This is a genomic window from Roseibium sp. (assembly GCF_048261595.1).
Classification (GTDB): Bacteria; Pseudomonadota; Alphaproteobacteria; order Rhizobiales; family Stappiaceae; genus Roseibium.
In genome coordinates this window covers 110,958-133,432 of record NZ_JBLXFW010000007.1, presented here as the reverse complement: position 1 = coordinate 133,432, position 22,475 = coordinate 110,958, and the positions used below count along the sequence as shown (strand labels likewise).

Here is a 22,475-nt window from a genome sequence, read left to right as displayed (position 1 = left end):
ATCCTCGAACTGATTTCGGATCAACGGGACCAGAAGTCCGGATCCAGCAGCACCAGAACGGTGAAAAGCTCCAACCGGCCCAGGAGCATGGCAAAGGACAGCAGCCATTTGGCACCGTCGGGAAGCGGAGCAAAATTCCCCGCCGGACCGATGATAGGCCCGAGCCCTGGCCCGACGTTACCCACCGACGTCGCCGCGGCGGAAACGGCCGTCACCAGGTCCAGATCGAAAAGCGAAAGGGCAAGCGTGATCACGCCGACCGAACCGAGGTAGACGACGAGGAAGGCAAGGACCGAGAAGGACAGTTCAGGCGTCAGGCGCGTTCCGCCATATTCTTCCGACATGATCCGGTGAGGCCGGACCATACGGCGCAAGTGCGCGCGAACGGTGCCGAAGAAGACCAGGAAACGGAAGATCTTGATGCCACCTGTCGTCGAGCCCGTACAGCCGCCAACAAACTTCAGCAGAAGCGCCAGGCCGACCACAGGGGGCCCCCACTGGGTGTAATCGCCCAGCGCATAGCCTGTGCCGGTAACGACCGAGATTACGTTGAAAGTTGCCTTGAGCAGCGCTTCATCGAACGGAAACCGCATCTCGATGCCGAGATAGATCGTCAGGGCAAGCGAGACGATTGCCAGAAAGCCCACCAGAGAGCGCACCTGCGGATCACGCCAAAGCAGCATCGGCTGCCCGCGCAAGGCCTGGATGATCAGGACGAACGGCAGCGAACCAATGATCATGAACACCACTGCGACCCAGCCCGAGGCAGGATTGGTGAAATAGCCGAAGGACTGGTCGTGCGTGGAATAGCCACCCGTCGCGATGGTTGTCAGCGCATGATTGAAGGCGTCGAACAGGTCAAGGCCGGTGGCCAGATAGGCGACAATGCAGAGTACAGTCAGGAAAAGGTAGGCAAGGCCAAGCAGACGAATCAGCTCGACTGATCGGCTGACGATCTTCTCCGACCGGTCGGAACTTTCGCTCTGGAAAAGCTGCATTCCGCCGATCCTCAGGAACGGCAGGAGCACGATGGCCATGACGATGATGCCGACGCCGCCCATCCATTGCATGATCGAGCGCCAGACGAGAAGACCCGGCGGCAGACTGTCGAGGCCGGACAACACAGTTGAACCGGTCGTCGTGAAGCCGGACACAGCCTCGAAGACCGCATCCGCATAGCCGATCCCGAGCCAGAGAAAGGGTAGCGCACCGAAGGCAGGCAACGTCGCCCATGCGAGGGTCGTCAAAATGAAGGTCTGACGGGTATCAAGCCCCTTGGACAACGATCCGCCAACCGCGATCGAGAGCAGCATTCCGATCAGGCCGGTAAGCAGCGCGGAAAAAACGAAAGCCTGCCAGTCGGCATTCTTCGCCACGACGTCCACGATCGCCGGAATCAGCATCGCTGTTGCCAGGCCGACGTAAAGAAATCCCAGGACGTTGAGGACTGGACGAAGTGCAATCAATGGGGTTCTCGGGTCGCTCGGCGGTTCCGGCGGAGCCATGGCCCCGCGCATTTCATGCGTTGTCGTTTCGCCTTGCGCGAATTTCGCAGTGCGTCTTAGGCTCTTTCCCTACACTGAAGCGAGGATTTTGCCAATCTCTCCTGCGATCACGACGCGGTAGCCGCTACCACTTTCCGCGGGAATTCAACATTTCAGGCCGCTGCACCCTCAACCCATCAAGGAACCGGCCCGATAGGCTGGTCAACGGTGCCGACAAGGGAAGAAGTGGTGCGGGCAGCCGGGCTCGAACCGGCACGACCTAAGTCGAGGGATTTTAAGTCCCTTGCGTCTACCAATTTCGCCATGCCCGCGACGCCCCAATTGGGTAACCGCCAGCCCGGAAAACCGCAAGGCACGACAGCATGTTTTTGCAGGGGTTTCCTCACGCCCCTAGAAATCGGCGCAGCAAAACGATATTTGATCGGGTAATGGTTTTATAGATGGCAGCCCAGAACTGCGCAGGATCCGTTTTACCCGCGCAAATTCGGACGCCGAAAAACAAGAGCTAAAAGCATAGATGGTCACTTACGTCGACGCCGCCGAAGCCCCGCTGAAGAACACTGGCCAGATCCGCCTTTACGGTCCGGAAGACTTTGCCGGAATGAAGAAGGCCGGCCAGCTGACGGCCCGATGCCTCGATGCACTCGCCGACATTGTCCAACCGGGCGTAACGACCCAGGAAATCGACGACTTCGTCTACAAGTTTGGCCTCGATCACGGTGCTTTGCCGGCGACGCTGAACTATCGCGGCTACACCAAATCGAGCTGCACCTCGATCAACCATGTCGTTTGTCACGGCATTCCGAACACGAAGCCCTTGCGCGACGGTGACATCGTCAACATCGACGTTACCTACATTCTCGACGGCTGGCATGGTGATTCCAGCCGCATGTATCCTGTTGGCCAGATCAACAGGAAGGCAGAGCGCCTGATGCAGGTCACGTATGAATCCCTGATGCTCGGGATCGAGGCCGCAAAGCCAGGCAACACCACTGGGGACATCGGCGCCGCCATTCAGACCTTCGTGGAAGGCCATCGCTATTCGGTAGTCCGTGACTTCTGCGGTCATGGTGTCGGCCGCCTCTTCCACGATACCCCGAACATTCTCCATTACGGACGTCCGGGTGAAGGTGTCGAGCTCAAGCCTGGCATGATTTTCACCATCGAACCGATGGTCAACACCGGACGGCCTCAGGTGAAGGTGCTCAGCGACGGCTGGACGGCTGTCACACGCGACCGCTCCCTGTCTGCGCAATACGAACATTCCATCGGCATCACGCCGGACGGGTGCGAGATCTTCACGCTCTCCCCCGGGGGCCTTCACACACCGGGTCTTACCCTCGAATAGGCGGCCCGCCATCGGATTTTGCGACAGCGGGAAATATCAGGGACGGAGGTGAATGACAGAAAGCAGCCGAGGGTTTGAAGAAAGGCAGATAAAGTCCGACAAGGACGGCCACCGGAAAAGATTACGCCAACGCTTCCGCGATCATGGTCCGAATGGTTTTGCCGATTATGAATTACTCGAGCTTCTGTTGTTTTCAGCCGTCCCACGCCGCGACACAAAGCCGATCGCAAAAGCCCTGATCGGTCATTTTGGCTCGTTCTCTGGTGTCCTTGCGGCATCACCGGCCCGTCTCAAGGAAGTCCCCGGCGTTGGAGAGGCCATCACCGACATACTCAAGATCTCGCAGGCAGCTGCCCTGCGTTTTGCTCGCGGCGAAGTGGACGAGCGCCGCCCTCTTTCGTCCTGGTCCAAGGTCATCGACTACATCCGGACCGCGATGGCATTCGCGGATGTGGAGGAATTCCGTATTCTGTTCCTCGACAAGCGAAACGGCTTGATTGCCGACGAAGTTCAGCAGAAGGGAACCGTAGACCACACGCCGGTCTATCCGCGCGAAGTCATACGCCGGGCTCTCGAGCTGTCCGCGACCGCAATCATCCTGGTTCACAACCATCCCTCCGGGGATCCGACCCCGTCTCGTGCGGACATTCAGATGACGCGCCAGATCATCGACATCGCCAAGCCACTTGGGGTCGAGGTCCACGATCATATCGTGGTCGGCCGTGAGGGACATGTCAGTTTCAAGGGACTACAGCTGCTCTGAGAGGAGCGTCGAATTCACAAGGTTTTGAAGTAATTACTTCTGTTAACCCTTCAAGCGCTGCCCAATCCATCAGAATTTTTCATCATCAGTTTCTGTTAACCAGAAATCTCCGTCGTTCATTAACAGCTCTGGGGCAATACTCACCCCGGTTTTGCTGGAGCTGGGAATGAAAGCTGTCACGGAAGGTTCAGGTGGGCGGATAGCGAATGCGATCATCATCCCGATGATCGCCGTCGTCGTGTTAGCCGTCGCATGCGTCTTCGGTCTTATGATATGGTCGTCTCAAACCTCTGACGAGAGCGCCGTATCGAGCCAGCGCAAGTTACTTGAAGGCGCGGTCAAGCTGAAGCTTGACCAGATCATCCGCCAGCAGACCGGTACGGTGGTCTGGGATCAGGCCTATTTCAAATCGGCAAGTGATATCCCGGATCATTCCTGGCTCTACAACAATGTCGGATTATGGCTGGACGAGACCTATGGGTTTTCCCGTGCGCTCCTGATCGGCAGGAACGGCAAGGTGACTTTCAGCTACGACCGGGAACTTTCCCGCACCTGGGTCGACGATAGCCTGCTGAATGAACTCAACACGGTGGTCAGCCGCGTTCGGGCCAAGTACATCACCTCTTTCAAGCGGACCCCATCAGGTCTCTACCGTTTTCTCGGACACCAGCAGTCCGACGGCAATCGCCTTGCCGACACAGGACTGGTGTCGATGGGCAACGAAATCTATTTCTATGCCGCTTCGGCCATCACCCAGGAAGCCCACACGATCTCGGCGATCAGGCGACCGCCTGCTGTCCTCGTAAGCTTCGAGAAGATGAACCAGGCAGCGCTATCGAAGATCGCTACCATCTCGGGTCTAAACAACCTGCATATGGTCACTCGGCCGAGCCCGGTCGCCTCTCTGGCGACAGCCGAACTGCGTTCGGTGAAGCGCCAGAACATCGGCTATCTCCAATGGCAGGCCAACCGGCCCGGAACGGAGATGCTGTCCCAGGTCACACCCGTCCTGCTCATCCTGGCCCTTGCGATTATCGGCCTGACGATCGGCGTCATGGACTTCATTCGCCAGACAACCAAGAAACTGGCCAGCAGTCAGGCCAAAGCAGTGCATACAGCCCAGCATGATGCGCTCTCCGGCCTTCCCAACCGATCGCAGTTCGCGCAGCTTCTTGAAACGGCGCTGACCAAAAGTCAGACGGAAACTGACGGCAGCGCCGTGGTCTATATCGATTTGGATCGCTTCAAGGACATCAACGACACTCTCGGTCATGCGGCCGGCGACGAAGTCATCCGGGCCGTCGCTGCCCGTCTTCAGGCTGTCGTTCCGGAAACTGGTGTCATTGCCCGCATCAGCGGTGACGAATTCGCCATGTTGCTGACCAACTGCGACAGTCAGGAATGGATCGAGCATATTCTCACCCGCGTGCAGGACCAGCTGGTTCGTCCAATCCGGATAGAAAACAACGAGCTGCATGTAAGCCTGTCGATGGGAGCAGCAATGTCCCCGCGTGACGGGACGGATCCCGGCGAACTTTTGCGCAAGGCGGACATCGCGCTTTACGATGCGAAGGGCAACGGCCGTGGACGCTGGTCATTCTTCGACCCGTCGATGCAGGAACACGTGCTGGCACAGGACAAAATGTCCCGCGAACTTCGCAAGGCGATCGACGAGGACGCCCTCGACGTTGCCTATCAGCCCCAGTACGACGCAAACGCCAACCGCATAGTCGCAATCGAGGCGCTCGCGCGATGGACCCATCCGGACCTCGGCCCGATCTCTCCGGCAAGCTTCATTCCTCTGGCGGAAGATACCGGCCTGATCAACGACCTCGGCATCTGGGTTCTGAGGCGCGCCTGCAGGGACGCACATCGTTGGCCAGATCTCGTCGTCTCCGTGAACGTGTCGCCGACCCAGTTCAAGCACCCCCGTTTCGTCGAGAAGGTGCTGGAGATTCTTGAGGACTCGCACGTTGCCCCCGGCCGTCTGGAGATCGAGGTTACGGAGAGCGTTTTCGCAAGTCAGCACAAGACGATCCTGACCTCGATGAAGCGGCTCAAGGACCTCGGCGTCAAGATCGCGCTTGACGACTTCGGATCAGGATATTCGAGCCTTAGCTATCTGCGTCGCTTCCCGTTCGATACGCTCAAGATCGACCGTGATTTTATCTCCAACATGGATCAAAGCGCCGAGGCTCTGGCGATCCTCACGACAATCATAAGCCTGGGCAGAGCTCTGGGCATGGCCACTGTCGCGGAAGGAATCGAGACGTCGGATCAGGTCATTTTCCTGACGAAGAACGGATGTCACCGGATGCAGGGATATTTCATCTCGCGCCCGCTGACCGGCTCGGGACTCGAAGACTACCTGGAAGACTGGGCCATCAGGCGCGCGATGGAGGCAGAGTCCGCTGCTGAAGGGCAACGGCATCGTGCGCCGTTGCGTGCGGCCGAGGCGTGATACGCAAACTGCGGCAATTCAGGGCTCAATCCGCAGCCGGTCGCTCCAGCCGCGCCGACAGCTCCAGCGCGATCCGGCGATAGGTACCAAACGGCTGCACTGACGTCTCGGACAGCTGCTTCACGACAGTTTCCAGACCGGCCGTACCAAAACGGGTGCGCACCATGTCCCGTAACCAGTGCCCCTGTTGCCTAAGCCTTTTCGGGACAAGCGCTCCGGTTCGATCCATGAACTCGCCATGATCCGACACGGCGGCAACAAGATCGTCCAGCCCCTGCCCCGTACGAGCAGACACCTCACACACAGGCACTCTCCAGCCCGTCTGCATCTGGCGTGAAAGTGACAGGGCTCCGGCAACATCCGACGCTGCCCTGCGTGCAGAAGCTCCCATATCGGCCTTGGTGACCGCAACGACGTCCGGCAGTTCCATGATACCTGCTTTCATGAACTGAAGGCTGTCGCCAGAACCAGGCTGGATACAAAGCAGCAGGGTGTCGCAGGCCTGCACGAGGTCGCCCTCCGACTGCCCGATGCCGACCGATTCAACGATGACCCGGTCAACCACCGCTCTCAGCATCGCAATTGCCGCAATGGCATGGTCGGAAAGCCCGCCCAGCCGGTCACGCGCCGCCATGGAGCGTACGAAAACGGCGGCATCGTCGGGATCGGTCTGCAGCCGTGTCCGGTCCCCCAAGAGCGCACCGCCGGTAAACTGTGAGGAGGGATCGATTGCCAGCACTGCAACCGACAGTCCGGACGACCGGTAGTTCCGGATCAGGGCATCAGTCAGCGTGGACTTGCCAACTCCAGGAGGACCAGTCAGTCCGAGGACAAGCCCTGCTCCATTCGTGCAGGCTTCATCAAGAAACCCAGCCACCTCCGCAGTCTCCGCCTCGGTTTCGAGCCGTGTGAGCATGCGGGACAAGGCGAGTTTTCCGCCTTTCCGAATGTCATCAAGACTGGGGAGAGGCCGCATTACTCCCCTCCCGCAGAACTACCTGTATGCCTATGTCCCCCCACCGGGGATCAGCCCTTCGCCTTGAGAGCCGACTGGGCAGCGGCAAGGCGGGCGATCGGAACGCGGAACGGCGAACAGGACACGTAGTCCAGCCCGACGCTTTCGCAGAAGCGGATCGATGCCGGATCGCCGCCATGCTCACCGCAGATGCCCAGCTTGATTTCTGGACGTGTCGAGCGTCCCCGCTCGGCGCCGATCTTCACCAATTCGCCGACGCCATCCTGGTCGAGAGAGACAAACGGGTCCTGCTCGATCAGTCCCTTGGCCTGGTATGTACCAAGGAACGAGGCGGCGTCGTCACGCGAGATACCGAAGGTCGTCTGCGTCAGGTCGTTGGTCCCGAAGGAGAAGAACTCCGCGGACTTCGCGATCTCGGCTGCCTGCAGCGCTGCTCGCGGCAACTCGACCATGGTGCCGATCTGGAACTCCAGCTTTACCCCGGTCTCGGCTTCCACAGCTTCCGCTGCCTTCTCGATGCTTGCGCGTACGAGATCCAGTTCGCCCTTCAGACCGACCAGCGGCACCATGATCTCCGGAACCACGTGGTCTCCCGAAGCCTTGCCAGCCTCAACAGCAGCCTCGAAAATGGCTCGCGCCTGCATTTCCGCGATTTCCGGATAGGAGACTAGGAGGCGGCAGCCACGATGCCCCAGCATCGGGTTGAACTCATTCAGCGAAAGAGCGCGGTCCCGCAGCTTGTCAGCGGAAACGTTCATCGCTTTCGCAACTTCGGCAAGTTCCTCGTCGCTATGCGGCAGAAACTCATGCAGCGGAGGATCGAGAAGTCGAATGGTGACCGGCAGCCCCTTCATGATCTCGAAAAGATCGGTGAAGTCCTTGCGCTGCATCGGCAGAAGCTTCGCCAGAGCGGCGCGTCGGCCTTCCTCGGTCTCGGCCAGGATCATCTCGCGCACTGCAACGATCCGCTCGCCCTCGAAGAACATGTGCTCGGTACGGCAAAGGCCGATGCCTTCGGCGCCGAACTCGCGCGCGACCTTGGCATCCGCCGGAGTTTCCGCGTTGGTACGAACCTTCATCCGGCGTACGCCGTCCGCCCAGCCCATGAGCGTGCCGAAATCACCGGAAAGGGCAGGCTGCAGCATGTTGACTTCACCGGCCAGAACCTGACCGGTTGCCCCGTCGATGGTGATGATGTCGCCCTTGTTCAGGACACGGCCACCAGCCATCAGCGTCTGCTTGCGGTAGTCGATGCGGACCATTCCCGCGCCGGAGACACAGGGTTTGCCCATGCCGCGCGCCACGACGGCTGCGTGAGAAGTCATGCCGCCGCGGCTGGTCAGGATGCCCTCGGCCGCATGCATGCCGTGAATGTCTTCCGGGCTCGTTTCAACACGAACCAGGATGACCTTCTTGCCGGCGGCCTTGGCCTGTTCGGCCTCGTCGGAATTGAAGACGATTTCACCGCATGCAGCTCCGGGAGAAGCCGGAAGCCCGGTCGCGATGATGTCTCGCTCTGCCTTGGGATCGATTGTCGGATGAAGCAGCTGGTCGAGTGCGGCCGGTTCGACGCGCATGACCGCTTCTTCCTGGGTGAGCAGGCCCTCGGCTGCCATGTCGACAGCGATCTTGAGCGCAGCCTTGGCCGTGCGCTTGCCGGCGCGGGTCTGCAGCATCCAAAGCTTACCCTTCTCGATGGTGAATTCGAGATCCTGCATGTCGCGGTAGTGGGCTTCAAGCTTGTCGCAGATCGCCTGAAATTCGGCGAAACACTCAGGCATCAGGTTTTCAAGCGACGGCTTGTCGGATCCCGCTTCCTTGCGTGCCTTTTCAGTGATGTCCTGGGGCGTGCGAATGCCGGCCACAACGTCTTCACCCTGCGCGTTCACGAGGAATTCGCCATAAAGCGTCTTTTCACCCGTGGACGGGTTGCGGGTGAAGGCAACGCCGGTTGCGGATGTATCGCCCATGTTGCCGAACACCATCGCCTGGACGTTCACCGCAGTACCCCAGTCGGCGGGAATGTCGTGGAGGCGGCGATACGTGCGTGCGCGCGGTACCATCCAGGAACCAAAAACCGCCCCGATCGCTCCCCAGAGCTGCTCCTGCGGATCCTGCGGGAAAGGCTTGCCGAGATCGCGTTCAACGAGAGCCTTGAACTTCTCGATGATGCCGACCCAATCTTCGGCGGTGATTTCCGTATCGAGCGACAGGTCGTTCTCGGCCTTGTGGTCCTCGAGGATTTCCTCGAACTCGTGGTGATCTACGCCAAGAACGACGTCCGAGTACATCTGAATGAAACGGCGGTAGCTGTCATAGGCAAAGCGCATGTCGCCCGCGTCTTCGCCGATTGCCTTGACCGTCTTGTCATTGAGGCCAAGGTTCAGGACCGTGTCCATCATGCCGGGCATCGACACGCGTGCCCCCGAACGTACAGACAAGAGAAGCGGCATGGCTTCGTCGCCGAACTTACGTCCGGTTGCCGTACCCACTTGGGCAAGTGCGGCCTCTACCTGAGTGGCCAGATCATCCGGATAGGAATTTTCGTGATCATAATACCAGGTGCAGACTTCGGTAGTGATCGTGAAACCGGGAGGAACAGGAAGGCCGAGGTTGCTCATTTCCGCAAGGTTTGCGCCTTTGCCGCCGAGCAGATTTTTCATATCCGCCGCGCCGTCTGCGCTGCCATTGCCGAAATTGTAGACCCACTTGGTCATTGATCGTCTCCGTTAAGATCATATTCCTGCGCACGCCGCTGCACCTGGCGTTTTGCACCGCACATTCCTGCAATGGGCCGCCCGGGGAAACAAGTTATTTTTTCGACGTACTACGTGGGAAAACCTATGGTTTGCAGGCCACACGTCGCTTCAATGGATTTAAAGAAGCCAACAAACTTTCGTCCCCCTTCCCTTGTCGCCCGGCCTTAAAGACGCCATTGTCACAAGCGAGGATTCTATCGACGCTGCACCAATGCGGCGGACGGATGCGAGGTTCCATGTCCATTTTGCCGCGTGTTATCGCAAACAAGTTGTCGGCCCGGCCGTCGCTGAAGCGTCTGGCTGTATCGACGGCTCTGGCCGCATCTCTGGCTTGGGCGCCGCAGGCCGTCATGGCCGATACCAAAAGCGACGATGCGCCGCATTTCGGCACCCCCCTCGACCTGCCGATCACGCTGACGGGAAGCTATCTTGCCGCGCGACTTGCAGGTCTGGAGAATGATTTTTCCTACGCGGCTGCATTTTTCCAGGAGACGCTCGTCTCGGACCCGGACAATCCGATGCTGATCGAGCGGACCTTCATGCTGAAGCTCGCAAACGGCGATATCGTCGAGGCGGTGAATTACGCACGTGAGCTCGACAGGGTTGGGGTCGACAATTTCCTGGCCCAGCTCACACGGGGCGCGGATGCACTCAAGATGGGCGACCACGCCAAGGCGGCAGATCTTTTCGCCTTGTCTGCTGCTGGTCCCCTGGCTGACCTTTCACTCGGCATTGCCCGCGCCTGGGCGCTTCAGGGACAAGGCAAAACCGATGACGCACTGAACACCATCGATCAACTCAAGGGACCCGAGTGGTTCGACGTCTTCAAGTCCACCCATCAGGCCCTGATTTCCTTCGCGGCCGGGCGCAAGCAGGATGCCCTGTCGCAAATCGAGGATGCCTACAAGGAAGATCGTGGGGCCGTCCGTGTAATCGACAGCTACGCACGTATCCTGGCCGCAAACGGCCGCGGCAGCGAAGCACTGAAGGTTCTCGACGAATATAGCAGGTTACTGCGCGGTCATCCGCTCCTTGATAGTGCACGCGAGGAGATCGCGTCCGGAAAGAGCGATTTCGCGCTCGTCTCCACGCCAGCGGCCGGTATTTCCGAACTGCTTTACGGATTGGGCGCAGCTATCGGACGTGATGGCGCTGAAGAACTCTCCGCATCCTATCTGCAACTTGCCCTCTATCTCGATCCGACTGCCGAATTTGCTGCCGTTGCCCTTGGAGGCATGTTCGAGCGGATGGGGCAGCCGAGCCGTGCAATCGAGGCGCTGATGATGGTGCCGGACGGCTCTGCCCTGAAGCGCGACGCCGAAATCCAGATCGGGCTCAACTACAACTCTCTCGATCAGGTCGATGAAGCACGCGCCCATCTCGAGGCATTGATCGAAGAAGACCCGTCCGAACTCGAGGCCATCATTTCGCTTGGCAATGTGCTGCGGACACACAAGATCTTCGATGAGGCGGAAGCCACATACACCAAGGGGCTGGATACCGTCAGCGAAGTGAGCCAGGAGCATTGGCTCCTATTTTATTTTCGTGGCATCTGCCGTGAGCGGCTAAAGAAATGGGACAGCGCCGAGGCGGACTTCCGCAAGGCACTTGAACTGTTCCCCGACCAGCCTCTGGTGCTGAACTATCTCGGCTATTCGCTTGTTGATCAGGGTCTCAAGCTCGATGAAGCCCTCGGCATGATCAAGAAGGCGGTCGAACTGCGTCCGACAGACGGATACATCGTCGACAGCCTCGGCTGGGTCTTCTATCGCCTCGGTCGCTATGAAGAAGCCGTTACCCAGCTCGAAAGAGCCATCGAACTCCGCCCCTCTGATCCGGTGATCAACGACCACCTTGGAGATGCCTACTGGAAGGTCGGAAGGCGCAACGAGGCGCGGTTCCAGTGGAACCATGCCCGTGATCTGGAGCCGGAAGACGAGGAGCTTCCCAAGATCCTCGACAAGATCGCCAACGGCCTGAAAGAAGATGTGACCGAAGAGGTCAAGGCCGACGACAAGAAGAACGGCGGCTGATCTTTCGACGATGACTGCCGGATCGACGGACTTCACGGCGACGGAGTTTGCGCGCGCCAAGGTGAACCTGGCGCTGCACATCACGGGGCGGCGGGACGATGGCTATCATCTGCTCGATTCACTTGTGATCTTTCCGCGCATCGGCGACGTGCTGGGCGCGGATCCGGCAGAGCGCCTGTCACTCAAGATCGACGGAGCGTTCTCTCAAGGCCTTCAGTCAGACAGCAGCAACAACCTGATCATTCGCGCAATCGAGGCATTTGCCGCCGCGACCGGAGCCTCCCCGCCAGCGCTGAAGTTTCACCTGACCAAGAACCTTCCCGTCGCCTCCGGAATTGGCGGAGGGTCTGCGGACGCTGCCGCCGCCCTGCGTATCATGCAGCGGGTCAGCGAGCGTCCGTTGACGCCTGAGGCACTGGCAAATGTCGCCCTCGGTCTCGGCGCAGATGTTCCGGTCTGCTTGTTACAAGAGCCTGTCCGCATGCAGGGAATCGGCGAAATTCTGAGCCCAGCGCCAAAGATGCCGCAACTTGGCATCGTGCTGGTCAACCCGGGAAAGGCCGTCTCCACTCCGGCGATCTTCAAAGGCCTGACGCGCCGGGACAATCCGCCGTTGCCGCAGTTGCCTGATCGCTTTGCCGACCTGGATGATCTGATTTCCTATCTCAAGGCCACGCGAAACGACATGCAGCTGACAGCCGAACAGCTATGCCCGAACATCTCGACCGTCATTGAAACGATGTCATCGGCACCTGAGACCAGGCTGGCGCGCATGTCGGGTTCCGGCGCCACCTGCTTTGCTCTGTGCGCCAGTGGTCAGGAAAACGATCTGGCTGCCAGGATACAAAAAGGCCACCCGGAATGGTGGGTGGCCTCTTCAAATGATGTCGGTTCCTGAGATCAGCTGACGCGTGAGATACAGAAGGCGACGGCGTCGGCAAGTGCGTCCGTGTGAGCGCCTTGCGGAAGCTTTTCAAGTGCCTTCAACGCACCGCTTCCGTAGTCGCGTGCGCGCTGGACCGTGTCAGAAATCGCGTCGTACTTGCCAAGCAGCTCAATGGCATGTTCCAGATCGCCATCCTGGATGCCATCCGTCTCAAGACAACGCTTCCAGAACGTCCGGTCTTCATCTGTGCCGCGGGCGACAGCAAAAACGACCGGCAGCGTGATCTTGCCTTCACGGAAATCGTCGCCGACCTGCTTGCCGAGATCAGCACTCGATCCACCATAATCAAGCGCATCGTCGACGAGCTGGAAGGCGAGGCCCAGTTCCATGCCATAGGCACGGGCCGCCTTTTTCATCGCGTCGCTTTCTCCGGCGATGACGGGACCGACTTCGGCTGCTGCTGCAAAGAGCGCTGCGGTCTTCGCCTCGATGACACGGAGATATTCGGCTTCAGACGTAGCGATGTTCTTGGCTGCGCCAAGCTGAAGCACCTCGCCTTCGGCAATAACGGCGGAAGCTTCGGCGAGAATGCGAAGTGCTTCCAGAGAGCCGACGTCGACCATCATCTTGAAGGCCTGGCCAAGCAGGTAGTCGCCAACCAGAACGCTCGCCTGATTGCCCCAGAGCTTGCGCGCGGCGAGCTTGCCGCGGCGCATGTCGCTTTCGTCTACGACGTCGTCATGAAGCAGGGTCGCCGTGTGCATGAACTCCACACTGGCAGCAAGCGTAACATGTCCATCGCCCTGATAGCCGAACATGTCGGCACAGGCGAGTGTCAGCATCGGCCGCAGGCGTTTGCCACCAGATGAGATCAGGTGCTTTGCAATTTCCGGGATCAGCTCGACATTCGATCCCGCCTTGGAAAGAATGATCTGGTTGACCTGTTCCATTCCACCCGTGACCAGATTGACAAGCGGCTGGATCGAAGGCTGGGACTTCTTGCTATCGGATTGGGTTGCGACCACGCCCACCTAAGGAACTCCTATATTGAATTGAGCGGACAATATGGCGCGAGGGCTGATACGGCAAGTCGCTCTTGAGTTGACAAACCGTTGAAATGCTTTCACCAGCACGATTTATTGGGTCGCCCGACCCTATACCCTGACCAGCGCGATGCGAGCATTCATGGAAGAACTCGTCAGAACCAATGACCCTGTACTGATTTCCTTGCTGGAATCTCTTCTGGATGAGGCCGGCATTGCTCATTTCGTCGCAGATGGCAACATGAGCATTCTGGAAGGTTCGCTAGGCATGCTGCCCCGCAGAATTCTGGTGGATAGCGAGAAGGCCCAAATGGCGCGCCGCCTGATTTCAGACGCTGGCCTTGCCCACGAACTGCGTCTGGATACAGGGCGGACCCCATGAACGACAATCCAGCAGGCGACGGCGTAGCTCTGGATCCCGGCGCCACTACGCATGACGCCTTTCTTGGCGGGCAGGTCTATGTCCGGCAACCGAAGAAGGGACGGCACAGGGCAGGCCTTGACGCGGTCTATCTGGCTGCGGCCCTGCCGGACGACACCAGAGGGCACGTGGTTGACCTCGGATCTGGCGTTGGCACCGCGGGACTTTGCGCGGCGGCGAGACTTCCGAGCATCAATGTCACTCTCGTCGACGTCGATCCGATCGTCCTGGCGCTCGCTCGTCACAACCTGACCGATCACGCGAATGCGGCATTCTCGGATCGGGTCTCGGTTATGGAAGCCGACATCACCGCAAAGGGATCGCTCCGCCACGCTGCGGGCTTGCAGCCCGGCATGGCGGACCACGCCATCATGAACCCGCCTTATTACGAATCCGACCGCTTCCGCGCCTCGCCGGCCGAAGCTCGTGCCGGTGCCCACATGCTGGACGACCGGGGTCTGGAGCCATGGGCCCGTACCGCGACCGACATTGTCCGCGAAGGCGGAACCCTGACGGTGATTTTTCGTGCCGATGGCCTGCGGGAAGTTCTGGATGTGCTTCAGGGCAGGTTCGGTGCCATTGACGTCATTCCCTTGCGCCCTCGCCCGGACGCACCGGCAACCCGTATCGTGTTGCGGGCCGTCCGTGCCAGCAAGGCACCATTGCAGCTTTTGCCCGGCTTCGTTCTCCATGAGGGCGACGGCTCGGATTTCACCGCCCAGTCACGCGGGGTAATGCGCGATGGCAAGGGGCTGGGGCTGCCGGGCCGCCGCTAGAATGCGGGAACATGGTGGTTCCCTACCGCCTCGATCCTAGTGGACCAGGATCTCTCCGGCCGCATAACGATAGTCCACCGGCTTCAACAGGTCCTGATGGGCCACCCGCACCGAATGAATCTTTGCCTCGATTTCCTTGTCCCAGAAGTCCAGGAATTTTTTGAGTTCGGGAAATTCGGGAGCCATGTCCTCCGTCTGCCACAGGAAGCTTTGCAGGAAGGTCGGATGCTCGGGCATCCGGTAAAGAATCTCGGCCGTCAGGAGTCCGTAACCGAGGATGCGCTTTTGAAAATCAGAACCAACCGTCATGATCGCCTCGCTTTCGCTTCAAGCTACTCAAAGAGGATCACGCCGAGGGACCTAACGGAATCTGAATTTTCATATTTTCACATAAATTTCAATAACTTGGCAGCACAAACACATGAGTGCTGCCAGATTAGTCCTGTTGGATTGCCGTCAGGTATCCAAGGAAAGCATCGATGTCCTCGGGTTCAAAGGCGAACTCCGGCATGCCCTCATGACCGGTGACGATGCCCTCTGCGAGGCTCTCCTCAAGTGCCGAGATCGGGTAGCGGCGACCAAGATAACGGAAGGCGGGAGCGAGCGGCTGGGCGCTGGCATCACTTTCCCCAACACCGTGACAGGCGGCGCAATGAATTTCGGCAAGCTCCCGTCCGGTGGCAATGCTGGCCGCGTCGGTCGGATACTCAGCAGCAGCCAGGGCAACCCCTTCGACGGACGCTGTGGCCAGTGCAAACAGCGCACTGGCCTGCAGCTTCAAAAATAATCTCATGATTCCCCTCCTGCATCTGACCGTCTCTTTTACAGGACCGCAGGCGGCGCAACCATACGAGGGACTACGACCTTCCGAAGGGTCTAGAGATGCCCCGGTTCAGAGCCCGTGGCGAATGGGAGACCTTCATCTGCCCATCCCGTGATCCCGCCAATCATCAGCTTGACCGGACGACCGAGTAGCGCGAGCTTGTAGGCTGCCTTGTCCGCACCGTTGCAGTGCGGGCCAGCGCAATAGACCACGAATAGGGTTCCCTCAGGCCATTCCGACATGCGCTCAGCAGAAATCTCCCGATGAGGAAGGTGGATAGCACCGGGAACATGACGCCTTGCGTAGGCATCGGGCGTTCCGACAACATGTAGAAGGACAAAATCCGGATCGCCCGTTTTCAGGACACTCGCCACGTCGTCGCAGTCGGTTTCAAATCCGAGTTTTGCACCGAAATGGGCTGCTGCGTCCTCTGCCGAGGCGGTAGCGTACTGGCTGACAACACTCATGATATTTCCCTGTGTCTTTGCGTTTCGTGACTTAGCATTAGCTCCGACAGAATCCATTGACCTCTGGCAGAATTGCCATCTATCGTAAGAATCATGCCAAACGTTCCCGCACCGCCCTCACCCCTTGTTGTTGCCCTCGCCTATGACGGCCTTTGCATGTTCGAGTTTGGTGTCGCGGTAGAGGTTTTTGGTCTGGCGCGGCCGGAAATGGGAGACGACTGGTATCGCTTCGCCATTGCTTCAGCAGGTGACGACGAGATCCGCTCGACCGCCGGTTTGCGCCTCTCCGTCGATGGCGGTCTTGAGATCCTCGAGGAGGCGGGCACGATCATCGTGCCCGGTTGGCGGGGAGCCGACGCGCCTGTACCGAAGGCGCTCACCGAAGCCTTGAGGCGTGCCCATGACCGTGGCGCGAGGCTGCTGTCCATTTGCTCAGGCGTTTTCGTATTGGCTGCGACGGGACTTTTGCATGGCCGGAAGGTAACAACCCACTGGCGCTATACCGATAAACTTGCCGATCGCCACCCCGAACTCACCATCGTCCCAGGCGTCCTTTATGTTGACGAGGGGCAGATTCTGACATCGGCCGGCAGCGCCGCCGGGATCGATCTCTGCCTTCATCTCGTGCGCCGCGACAAGGGACCGGAGGCGGCGAACTCGGTCGCCCGACGGCTGGTCGTGCCCGCACACCGCGACGGCGGTCAGGCGCAATTCATCGAGACCTCGGTTCCGCAGGCCCATGAGGGTGCGCGCCTCGGCCGCCTATTTGATCACATGCGACTGTCTCTTTCCCGGCAGGTCACCCTTCCCGAACTGGCGAGGCTTGCAGGCATGAGTGAGCGGACGCTTCTGCGTCGCTTTGAAGCTGCGACCGGCATGACCCCGGCAAAGTGGATGCTCGGCGAGCGCCTGCGCAAGGCGCGGCGACTGCTTGAAGAAGGATCTGCCAATATGGAACAGATCGCTGAGACTTGCGGCTTCGGAACGGCAACCAACCTGCGCCATCATTTCCGCAAGGCGTTGGGCGTCACACCGACTGCCTATCGCGCCGGATTCACGCGTGTGAACCATCCTTGAGACAGTTTCAGCCATTGAATTCCATTCACGGCCGTTTCAACCATGTAGAAACAGCCAGAGTCCCTATATGCTGACCGGAAGCCATCCGCTTCAGAAGCGACAGACAGCCAGACCGAGCCACGCGACATGACCCAGACTGCCCTGCCCGCCTCTATCGATGAAACGCTCGAACTTCTGGAAGGCGCCGGCTACGTGGCCGACCGGTCATTGGCGACAGTGCTCCACCTCGCGCTCAGGATGAAGCGACCGCTTTTCCTTGAGGGTGAAGCTGGCGTCGGCAAGACCGAGATTGCCAAGGTGCTTTCAACGACGCTGGGCCGCGATCTGATCCGTCTTCAGTGTTACGAAGGCCTGGATATTGCCTCTGCCGTCTACGAGTGGAACTACCCCGCGCAGATGGTGGAGATCCGGGTCGCCGAGGCCTCTGGCGACCTTGAGCATTCAGAACTCTCCAAGTCGATTTTTGACGAGCGTTTCCTGATCAAGCGCCCTGTTCTTCAAGCGCTCGAACCCTCGCTCGCCGGCGCGCCGGTTTTCCTCATCGACGAGCTTGACCGGGCAGACGAGGCCTTTGAGGCGTTTCTACTTGAGGTTCTTTCCGACAGTCAGGTCACGATCCCCGAACTTGGGACCGTCAAGGCAGCCGAACCTCCCATTGTGATCATTACCACCAACCGGACGCGGGAGATCCACGACGCCCTCAAGCGGCGCTGTCTCTATCACTGGGTCGATTACCCGGACGCCGAGCGGGAACTGGAGATCGTGCGCACCAAGGTTCCAGGCGCGGCGGAGCGTCTCGCCGCCGAGATCGTTGCCTTCGTCCAGAAGTTGCGCACGGAAGAAGACCTCTTCAAGCAGCCGGGCGTCGCCGAGACGCTCGACTGGGCGACGGCGCTCAGCGAGCTCAACGAGATCGCCCTCGATCCGGACATGGCGTCCGACACGCTAGGCGTTCTGCTAAAGTACCAGGACGACATCGAGCGTGTTCGTGGCTCCAAGGTGCGCCAGATGATCGACGAGATCCGCAAGGAAGCTCCACTGGCTGCTTCGGCCACAATGCCGAACGTCTGAACCCTTCGATGCGCAGTCTTCCGTCAAGAAGCGAGGGGGCTCACCGATGACCACCGTGCCAAAGCCAGAAGCACCCCACGGCAAGATCGTTGACAATATCGTCCATTTTGCCCGGACCCTGCGCAAGGCGGGCCTTCCTGCTGGCCCCTCGTCTGTGGTCGACGCGGTCCGTGCAGTGGAAGTCGCCGGGATCTCGAACCGAGATGACCTTTATTGGACGTTGCATGCAGTCTTTGTCCGCAAACGCGAGCACAGGGTTCTGTTCGACGAAGCCTTCCGGATCTACTGGCAAAGCCGCGGCCTGATCGAGAAGATGCTCGCAATCCTCTCCCCGGTAGCACCGCCGCGCGGAAAGCCGGAGAAGCCCAAGGCCGGCCAAACTCGCGTCTCGCAAGCCTTTCAGGCCGCCAAGGAGCGCGCGAGCGAACAGACGAAGCCGGAAGTCGAGGTGGATGCCAAGTTTACGGTTTCGGGCAAGGAACTGCTGCAAGCGAAGGACTTTGCGCAGATGACGGCCGAGGAAGTCGAACAGGCGAAGCAGGCGCTCAGGTCGTTGTCCCTGTCGATGGACAAGATCCGCACCCGGCGCCTATCGCCAGCCCCGCGTGGCCGCATTGACCCGCGCCGGACACTCAAGTCCTCCATGCGGGCCGGTGGCGACATCATCGATCTGAAGTTCCGGCGCCATCAGGAAAAGCGTCCTCCACTCATCGCCCTTTGCGATATCTCCGGTTCCATGAGCCAGTACACCCGGCTCCTGCTGCACTTTCTCCATGGCGTGACCGAGCAACGCCGGGACGTCCACACGTTCCTGTTCGGTACACGGCTAACGAACGTGACACGGCAGCTGCGCATGAAGGATCCGGACGAGGCATTGGAAGCATGCAGCGACGGGGTCGAAGACTGGTCCGGTGGCACGCGCATCGCAACCGCGCTGCACGACTTCAACCGGGTCTGGTCGCGCAGGGTACTCTCCGGCAATCCGACCGTGCTCCTTATTACCGACGGTCTGGAGCGGGATACGGACGAAGATCTGGAACGGGAAATGGACCGGCTGCACCGTTCGTGCCGCCGCCTGATCTGGCTGAACCCGTTACTGCGCTTCGACGGTTTCCAGGCGAAGGCCAAGGGCATCCGCGCCATGCTGCCCCACGTTGATGAATTCCGCGCCGCGCATTCCCTGAACGCGGTCGAAGATTTGGTGAAGGCGCTCACCGGCGGACGCGAGATGGGCTCGGGCTCGGTTTCTCCCCGGACGTGGCTCAAGTGATAAAGGCCTCATTTCGCAACCAGCTTCCGCAAACGACATATCTGTCAAGAACACTGCAACTTCGGGGCTTGCACAGATTTTCCGGGCCCAGATCCTGTCATTGACAGTAAAAGTGAAGACTGAATCATCGGAGAAATGGTCCGAAACCCTGCTCAAATTCATATAGTCAATACTCACGGCGGTGATGCCGGAATAACTCAAATAGTACTTGAGCAACGGGACGAGGCGGATTGTCCATCCAGAAAGCCACAAAACAGTCTTGAAGCCATGCTCTTTCAACGACAAAAGACCGGTCATGTCCCGGCTTTCAACGAACACATTCCTCGAATATCCCAACTCTTTCAAACGCTCGGCAAACGCTGTGATTTGACTTGGTTTCAGCTCGTCGAGGTTTTTGAAGTCCAGCCATACATAAATGGACGAGGGAATATCAAACCCTGACAAGGGCAATCCCTTGGCCAGACCTTCCTCGTGAGGCGGATCATGGGATACGATTATCTCATCCTCGTCCACTGAGTAGAAGACATCCAGTTCCACACCGGGAAACCCCTCCTGGATCGCTTGTTGAACCCCCTCAGGACTATTGTCGGGAAACAGGCGTCCGCCAGATCCTCTGTGCCCCCAGGTATGAATAGCCCAAAAATCGGAATTCTTGCTCACCGGCATGGAGACTGGGAGTAAATAACGATTTACGTATAAAAGTGAAATGACAAGCACGAGGGAACAAGCGGATGCAAATAAAAATGAAATACTAGAAGACCTCCGCCGAAGCCCTATATCAGGAATGTTATCAAACATAATAGCGCCCAGTGAAAGTATAGCAATTCAAGAGGCTAGTATGAGCGATAATTAAAAACAACACCTAGTAAACTGGGGTCGAACATTTCGAAATTAATGATTAATTAACCCAACAAACGCCCCCGCAGGCTAGAAAAACCATCTCCACAACAAAGGCAGAAGGATTGCCGTGGCAAGGGCATTGAGCCCCATGGCAAGGCCTGCAAAGGCGCCGGCAACATCGCTGACCTGAAACGCTCGCGCCGTGCCGATACCGTGCGATGCCGTACCGATCGCAAGCCCGCGCGCTGCCATGTCCTTGATGCCCATGAGGTTCAGAAGCAAAGGGCCCAGAGCGGCACCGATGATCCCTGTCAGGATCACAAGCACCGCTGTCAGGGATGGAAGGCCGCCTAGCTGTTCCGCTATACCCATGGCGACCGGCGCCGTGACCGATTTGGGGGCGAGTGACACCAGGATATCCTTGCTGCCCCCAAAGGCCCAGGCAATGCCGACCGCACTGATCGCGGCCGTTGCCGATCCGGCCAGAAGGCTTGCCAGGACCGCAAGGGCAGATTTCCTCACCTTCTCGAGCTGACGGTAGAGCGGCAGGGCAAGCGCGACCGTCGCCGGCCCCAGCATGAAATGCACAAACTGGGCACCCTCGAAGTAGGTCGCATAGTCCGTCTTTGTGACCAGCAGGATAGACACGAGCACGATGACGGCAATCAGGACCGGATTCAGGAGCGGATTGCGTCCGCCCTTCTCGTAGATCCAGAGCCCGAGCTGATAGCTGGCCAGCGTCAGTGTCAGTGCCAGAAGCGGGCTCGCGGAGAGATAGACCCATATATCGCGCAGCCCCTCACCCATCGCTCTTCTCCGAAAGGGTTGCCCGGGACAACGCCCGCATGACCAGCGCTGTCACTGCGATTGTCGCAAGCGTGCTGCCGACGAGCGCGAGGGTAATGGCAAGAGCCTGTTCACCGATCAGCGAGATGTGCAGCATGACGCCAACGCCGGCCGGAACGAAAAGAAGCGACAAGTTGGACAGAAAGCCGTCGCCTACTTTCGCCAAGTTGTCCGGAATGCTGCCGCGGACGATGAGGATGGCAAGCAGCAGGACCATACCGATCACTGGACCGGGAACAGGAAGATCCAACGCGACCTTTGCCAATTCTCCTGCCAGTTGGCAGGCGAATATCAGCGTCAAATAAAAGATCATCAGCTCGGCATCCCCGATTCCCTTTTCATCCTGCACGAGAGTGAAACGCCTGTCCGCGTATGGCAAGGGACGCGGTCGGCAAGGCGCCAAAATGGAAAGGCCCGCTTCCTCAAGGCTTGGGGCTGCCTGTCGGAAACGGGCCATTCAACCAGGTCTCCCCGGTTACTCCGTATCAGCGCTACTCAGCGGGATGGGCGTGTGGCGCATGTCCGCCCTGGCTCGCGTCCATCTCCACATCGCAGCGCTCATTTTCCTGTCCTGCCGGAGACAGTTTCTCAAGAAGCACCATGAGTGCAATGAGACCTCCTGCCGCAACCACTGCCAGCGCCCAGAACGGCAGCGGTATCAGGTCGGCAAAGGTGATCTTGCCGGCATCGCCCCAATCAAACAGGGCCATGATCCAACCGGAATTGTAGCCATAGAACATGGCGCCTGCGATGCCGCCGGCAACAACCGCCCAGGCATCCTTGTAGCCTGCGCCGACCTGAGCCAATGCGGTTCCCGGACATGCCCCGGCGATCGCAATGCCAACGCCGAGGATCAAACCACCGATGATCACAGGCCCCCATGCAGCCGCCTTGGGATGTAACGGAACGTCGAACGCGCCATTGAGCACAGCGAGAAGGACCAGCCCGGTCGCGGTTGCAGCCAGGAACATCTTCAGCATGATGAAGTTTCGGAACTGGAACTGGCCAACAAGCACACCCGGCTCCATGACGCGGCTCTTTTCAAGCGCGATACCGAACAGGAGGCCCATTGCCAGGCCGAGAATAATCAGGAAAAACAGGGACATCTTC

20 protein-coding genes and 1 tRNA gene are annotated in these 22,475 nt (G+C 59.2%); 10 read left to right on the top strand and 11 right to left on the bottom strand.

What is annotated here, in order from left to right; genetic code table 11:
* Positions 1-20: 20 nt before the first annotated feature.
* Both ACN0SY_RS18980 and ACN0SY_RS18975 read right to left on the bottom strand, forming a co-directional pair.
* Positions 21-1,505 (bottom strand): TrkH family potassium uptake protein, encoded by a 1,485-nt coding sequence (locus tag ACN0SY_RS18980; protein ID WP_417689975.1) that lies wholly within the window; start codon positions 1,503-1,505, stop codon positions 21-23.
* 226 nt (positions 1,506-1,731) lie between these two features.
* A tRNA-Leu gene (locus ACN0SY_RS18975) sits at positions 1,732-1,816 on the bottom strand.
* 206 nt (positions 1,817-2,022) lie between these two features.
* On the opposite strand from ACN0SY_RS18975, the gene map reads away from it, so the two are divergent.
* The 3 genes from map (at position 2,023) to ACN0SY_RS18960 (ending at position 6,077) form a co-directional block, all read left to right on the top strand.
* Positions 2,023-2,853, top strand: coding sequence for a type I methionyl aminopeptidase (map, locus tag ACN0SY_RS18970; RefSeq protein WP_417689973.1), 831 nt, complete (start codon positions 2,023-2,025; stop codon positions 2,851-2,853).
* Between the two features lie 52 nt (positions 2,854-2,905).
* Positions 2,906-3,616 (top strand): RadC family protein, encoded by a 711-nt coding sequence (gene radC / locus ACN0SY_RS18965; protein WP_417689971.1) that lies wholly within the window; start codon positions 2,906-2,908, stop codon positions 3,614-3,616.
* Between the two features lie 166 nt (positions 3,617-3,782).
* The gene (locus ACN0SY_RS18960; protein WP_417689969.1) at positions 3,783-6,077 is read left to right on the top strand and encodes an EAL domain-containing protein; all 2,295 of its coding nucleotides are present in this window, start codon (positions 3,783-3,785) and stop codon (positions 6,075-6,077) included.
* 25 nt (positions 6,078-6,102) lie between these two features.
* Here the strand turns inward: ACN0SY_RS18960 and meaB are convergent, their stop codons facing one another.
* Together meaB and ppdK are read right to left on the bottom strand one after the other, a co-directional pair.
* Positions 6,103-7,053, bottom strand: a complete 951-nt coding sequence (gene meaB / locus ACN0SY_RS18955) for a methylmalonyl Co-A mutase-associated GTPase MeaB (protein WP_417689967.1) — start codon at positions 7,051-7,053, stop codon at positions 6,103-6,105.
* A 50-nt stretch (positions 7,054-7,103) separates the two neighbouring features.
* On the bottom strand, positions 7,104-9,770 hold the full coding sequence (gene ppdK, locus ACN0SY_RS18950) for a pyruvate, phosphate dikinase (RefSeq protein WP_417689965.1): 2,667 nt from the start codon (positions 9,768-9,770) through the stop codon (positions 7,104-7,106).
* A 278-nt stretch (positions 9,771-10,048) separates the two neighbouring features.
* Here ppdK and ACN0SY_RS18945 point away from each other — a divergent pair, with 278 nt between their 5' ends.
* Both ACN0SY_RS18945 and ACN0SY_RS18940 read left to right on the top strand, forming a co-directional pair.
* Complete coding sequence (locus ACN0SY_RS18945; protein ID WP_417689963.1) at positions 10,049-11,845, top strand: tetratricopeptide repeat protein; 1,797 nt, start codon at positions 10,049-10,051, stop codon at positions 11,843-11,845.
* Positions 11,846-11,855: 10 nt separating this feature from the next.
* The gene (locus ACN0SY_RS18940) at positions 11,856-12,743 is read left to right on the top strand and encodes a 4-(cytidine 5'-diphospho)-2-C-methyl-D-erythritol kinase (protein ID WP_417689961.1); all 888 of its coding nucleotides are present in this window, start codon (positions 11,856-11,858) and stop codon (positions 12,741-12,743) included.
* A 2-nt stretch (positions 12,744-12,745) separates the two neighbouring features.
* Here ACN0SY_RS18940 and ACN0SY_RS18935 read toward each other — a convergent pair whose 3' ends face one another.
* Entirely contained in the window at positions 12,746-13,762 is a 1,017-nt protein-coding gene (locus ACN0SY_RS18935) for a polyprenyl synthetase family protein (protein WP_417689959.1), read from the bottom strand.
* 154 nt (positions 13,763-13,916) lie between these two features.
* Between ACN0SY_RS18935 and ACN0SY_RS18930 the strand changes: the two genes are divergently transcribed.
* Together ACN0SY_RS18930 and ACN0SY_RS18925 are read left to right on the top strand one after the other, a co-directional pair.
* Positions 13,917-14,156 carry a DUF2007 domain-containing protein gene (locus tag ACN0SY_RS18930; RefSeq protein WP_417689957.1) on the top strand — a complete coding sequence of 80 codons (240 nt, stop codon included), beginning with the start codon at positions 13,917-13,919 and terminating at the stop codon, positions 14,154-14,156.
* Positions 14,153-14,971, top strand: a complete 819-nt coding sequence (locus ACN0SY_RS18925) for a tRNA1(Val) (adenine(37)-N6)-methyltransferase (RefSeq protein WP_417689955.1) — start codon at positions 14,153-14,155, stop codon at positions 14,969-14,971. Before ACN0SY_RS18930 ends, ACN0SY_RS18925 begins: the two co-directional genes overlap by 4 nt.
* Before the next feature lie 36 nt (positions 14,972-15,007).
* Here the strand turns inward: ACN0SY_RS18925 and ACN0SY_RS18920 are convergent, their stop codons facing one another.
* From ACN0SY_RS18920 to ACN0SY_RS18910, 3 genes are all read right to left on the bottom strand, one after another.
* Entirely contained in the window at positions 15,008-15,280 is a 273-nt protein-coding gene (locus tag ACN0SY_RS18920) for an usg protein (RefSeq protein WP_417689953.1), read from the bottom strand.
* Positions 15,281-15,407: 127 nt separating this feature from the next.
* Complete coding sequence (locus tag ACN0SY_RS18915) at positions 15,408-15,764, bottom strand: c-type cytochrome (protein WP_417689951.1); 357 nt, start codon at positions 15,762-15,764, stop codon at positions 15,408-15,410.
* 83 nt (positions 15,765-15,847) lie between these two features.
* Positions 15,848-16,261, bottom strand: a complete 414-nt coding sequence (locus ACN0SY_RS18910; RefSeq protein WP_417689949.1) for a rhodanese-like domain-containing protein — start codon at positions 16,259-16,261, stop codon at positions 15,848-15,850.
* A gap of 93 nt (positions 16,262-16,354) precedes the next feature.
* On the opposite strand from ACN0SY_RS18910, the gene ftrA reads away from it, so the two are divergent.
* From ftrA to ACN0SY_RS18895, 3 genes are all read left to right on the top strand, one after another.
* Positions 16,355-17,338, top strand: a complete 984-nt coding sequence (gene ftrA, locus ACN0SY_RS18905; RefSeq protein WP_417689947.1) for a transcriptional regulator FtrA — start codon at positions 16,355-16,357, stop codon at positions 17,336-17,338.
* 126 nt (positions 17,339-17,464) lie between these two features.
* The gene (locus ACN0SY_RS18900; protein WP_417689945.1) at positions 17,465-18,409 is read left to right on the top strand and encodes an AAA family ATPase; all 945 of its coding nucleotides are present in this window, start codon (positions 17,465-17,467) and stop codon (positions 18,407-18,409) included.
* A gap of 46 nt (positions 18,410-18,455) precedes the next feature.
* Positions 18,456-19,679 (top strand): vWA domain-containing protein, encoded by a 1,224-nt coding sequence (locus tag ACN0SY_RS18895; protein ID WP_417689943.1) that lies wholly within the window; start codon positions 18,456-18,458, stop codon positions 19,677-19,679.
* A gap of 927 nt (positions 19,680-20,606) precedes the next feature.
* Here ACN0SY_RS18895 and ACN0SY_RS18890 read toward each other — a convergent pair.
* From ACN0SY_RS18890 to ACN0SY_RS18880, 3 genes are read right to left on the bottom strand one after another with little or no spacing between them, the layout of a single operon-like run.
* A complete protein-coding gene (locus tag ACN0SY_RS18890; RefSeq protein ID WP_417689941.1) occupies positions 20,607-21,326 on the bottom strand; it encodes an LrgB family protein in 720 nt (239 codons plus the stop codon).
* Positions 21,319-21,822 carry a CidA/LrgA family protein gene (locus tag ACN0SY_RS18885; RefSeq protein ID WP_417689939.1) on the bottom strand — a complete coding sequence of 168 codons (504 nt, stop codon included), beginning with the start codon at positions 21,820-21,822 and terminating at the stop codon, positions 21,319-21,321. The genes ACN0SY_RS18890 and ACN0SY_RS18885 overlap by 8 nt, the downstream gene beginning before the upstream one ends.
* Before the next feature lie 34 nt (positions 21,823-21,856).
* Positions 21,857-22,471 (bottom strand): YeeE/YedE thiosulfate transporter family protein, encoded by a 615-nt coding sequence (locus ACN0SY_RS18880; RefSeq protein WP_417689937.1) that lies wholly within the window; start codon positions 22,469-22,471, stop codon positions 21,857-21,859.
* Positions 22,472-22,475 lie beyond the last annotated feature (4 nt).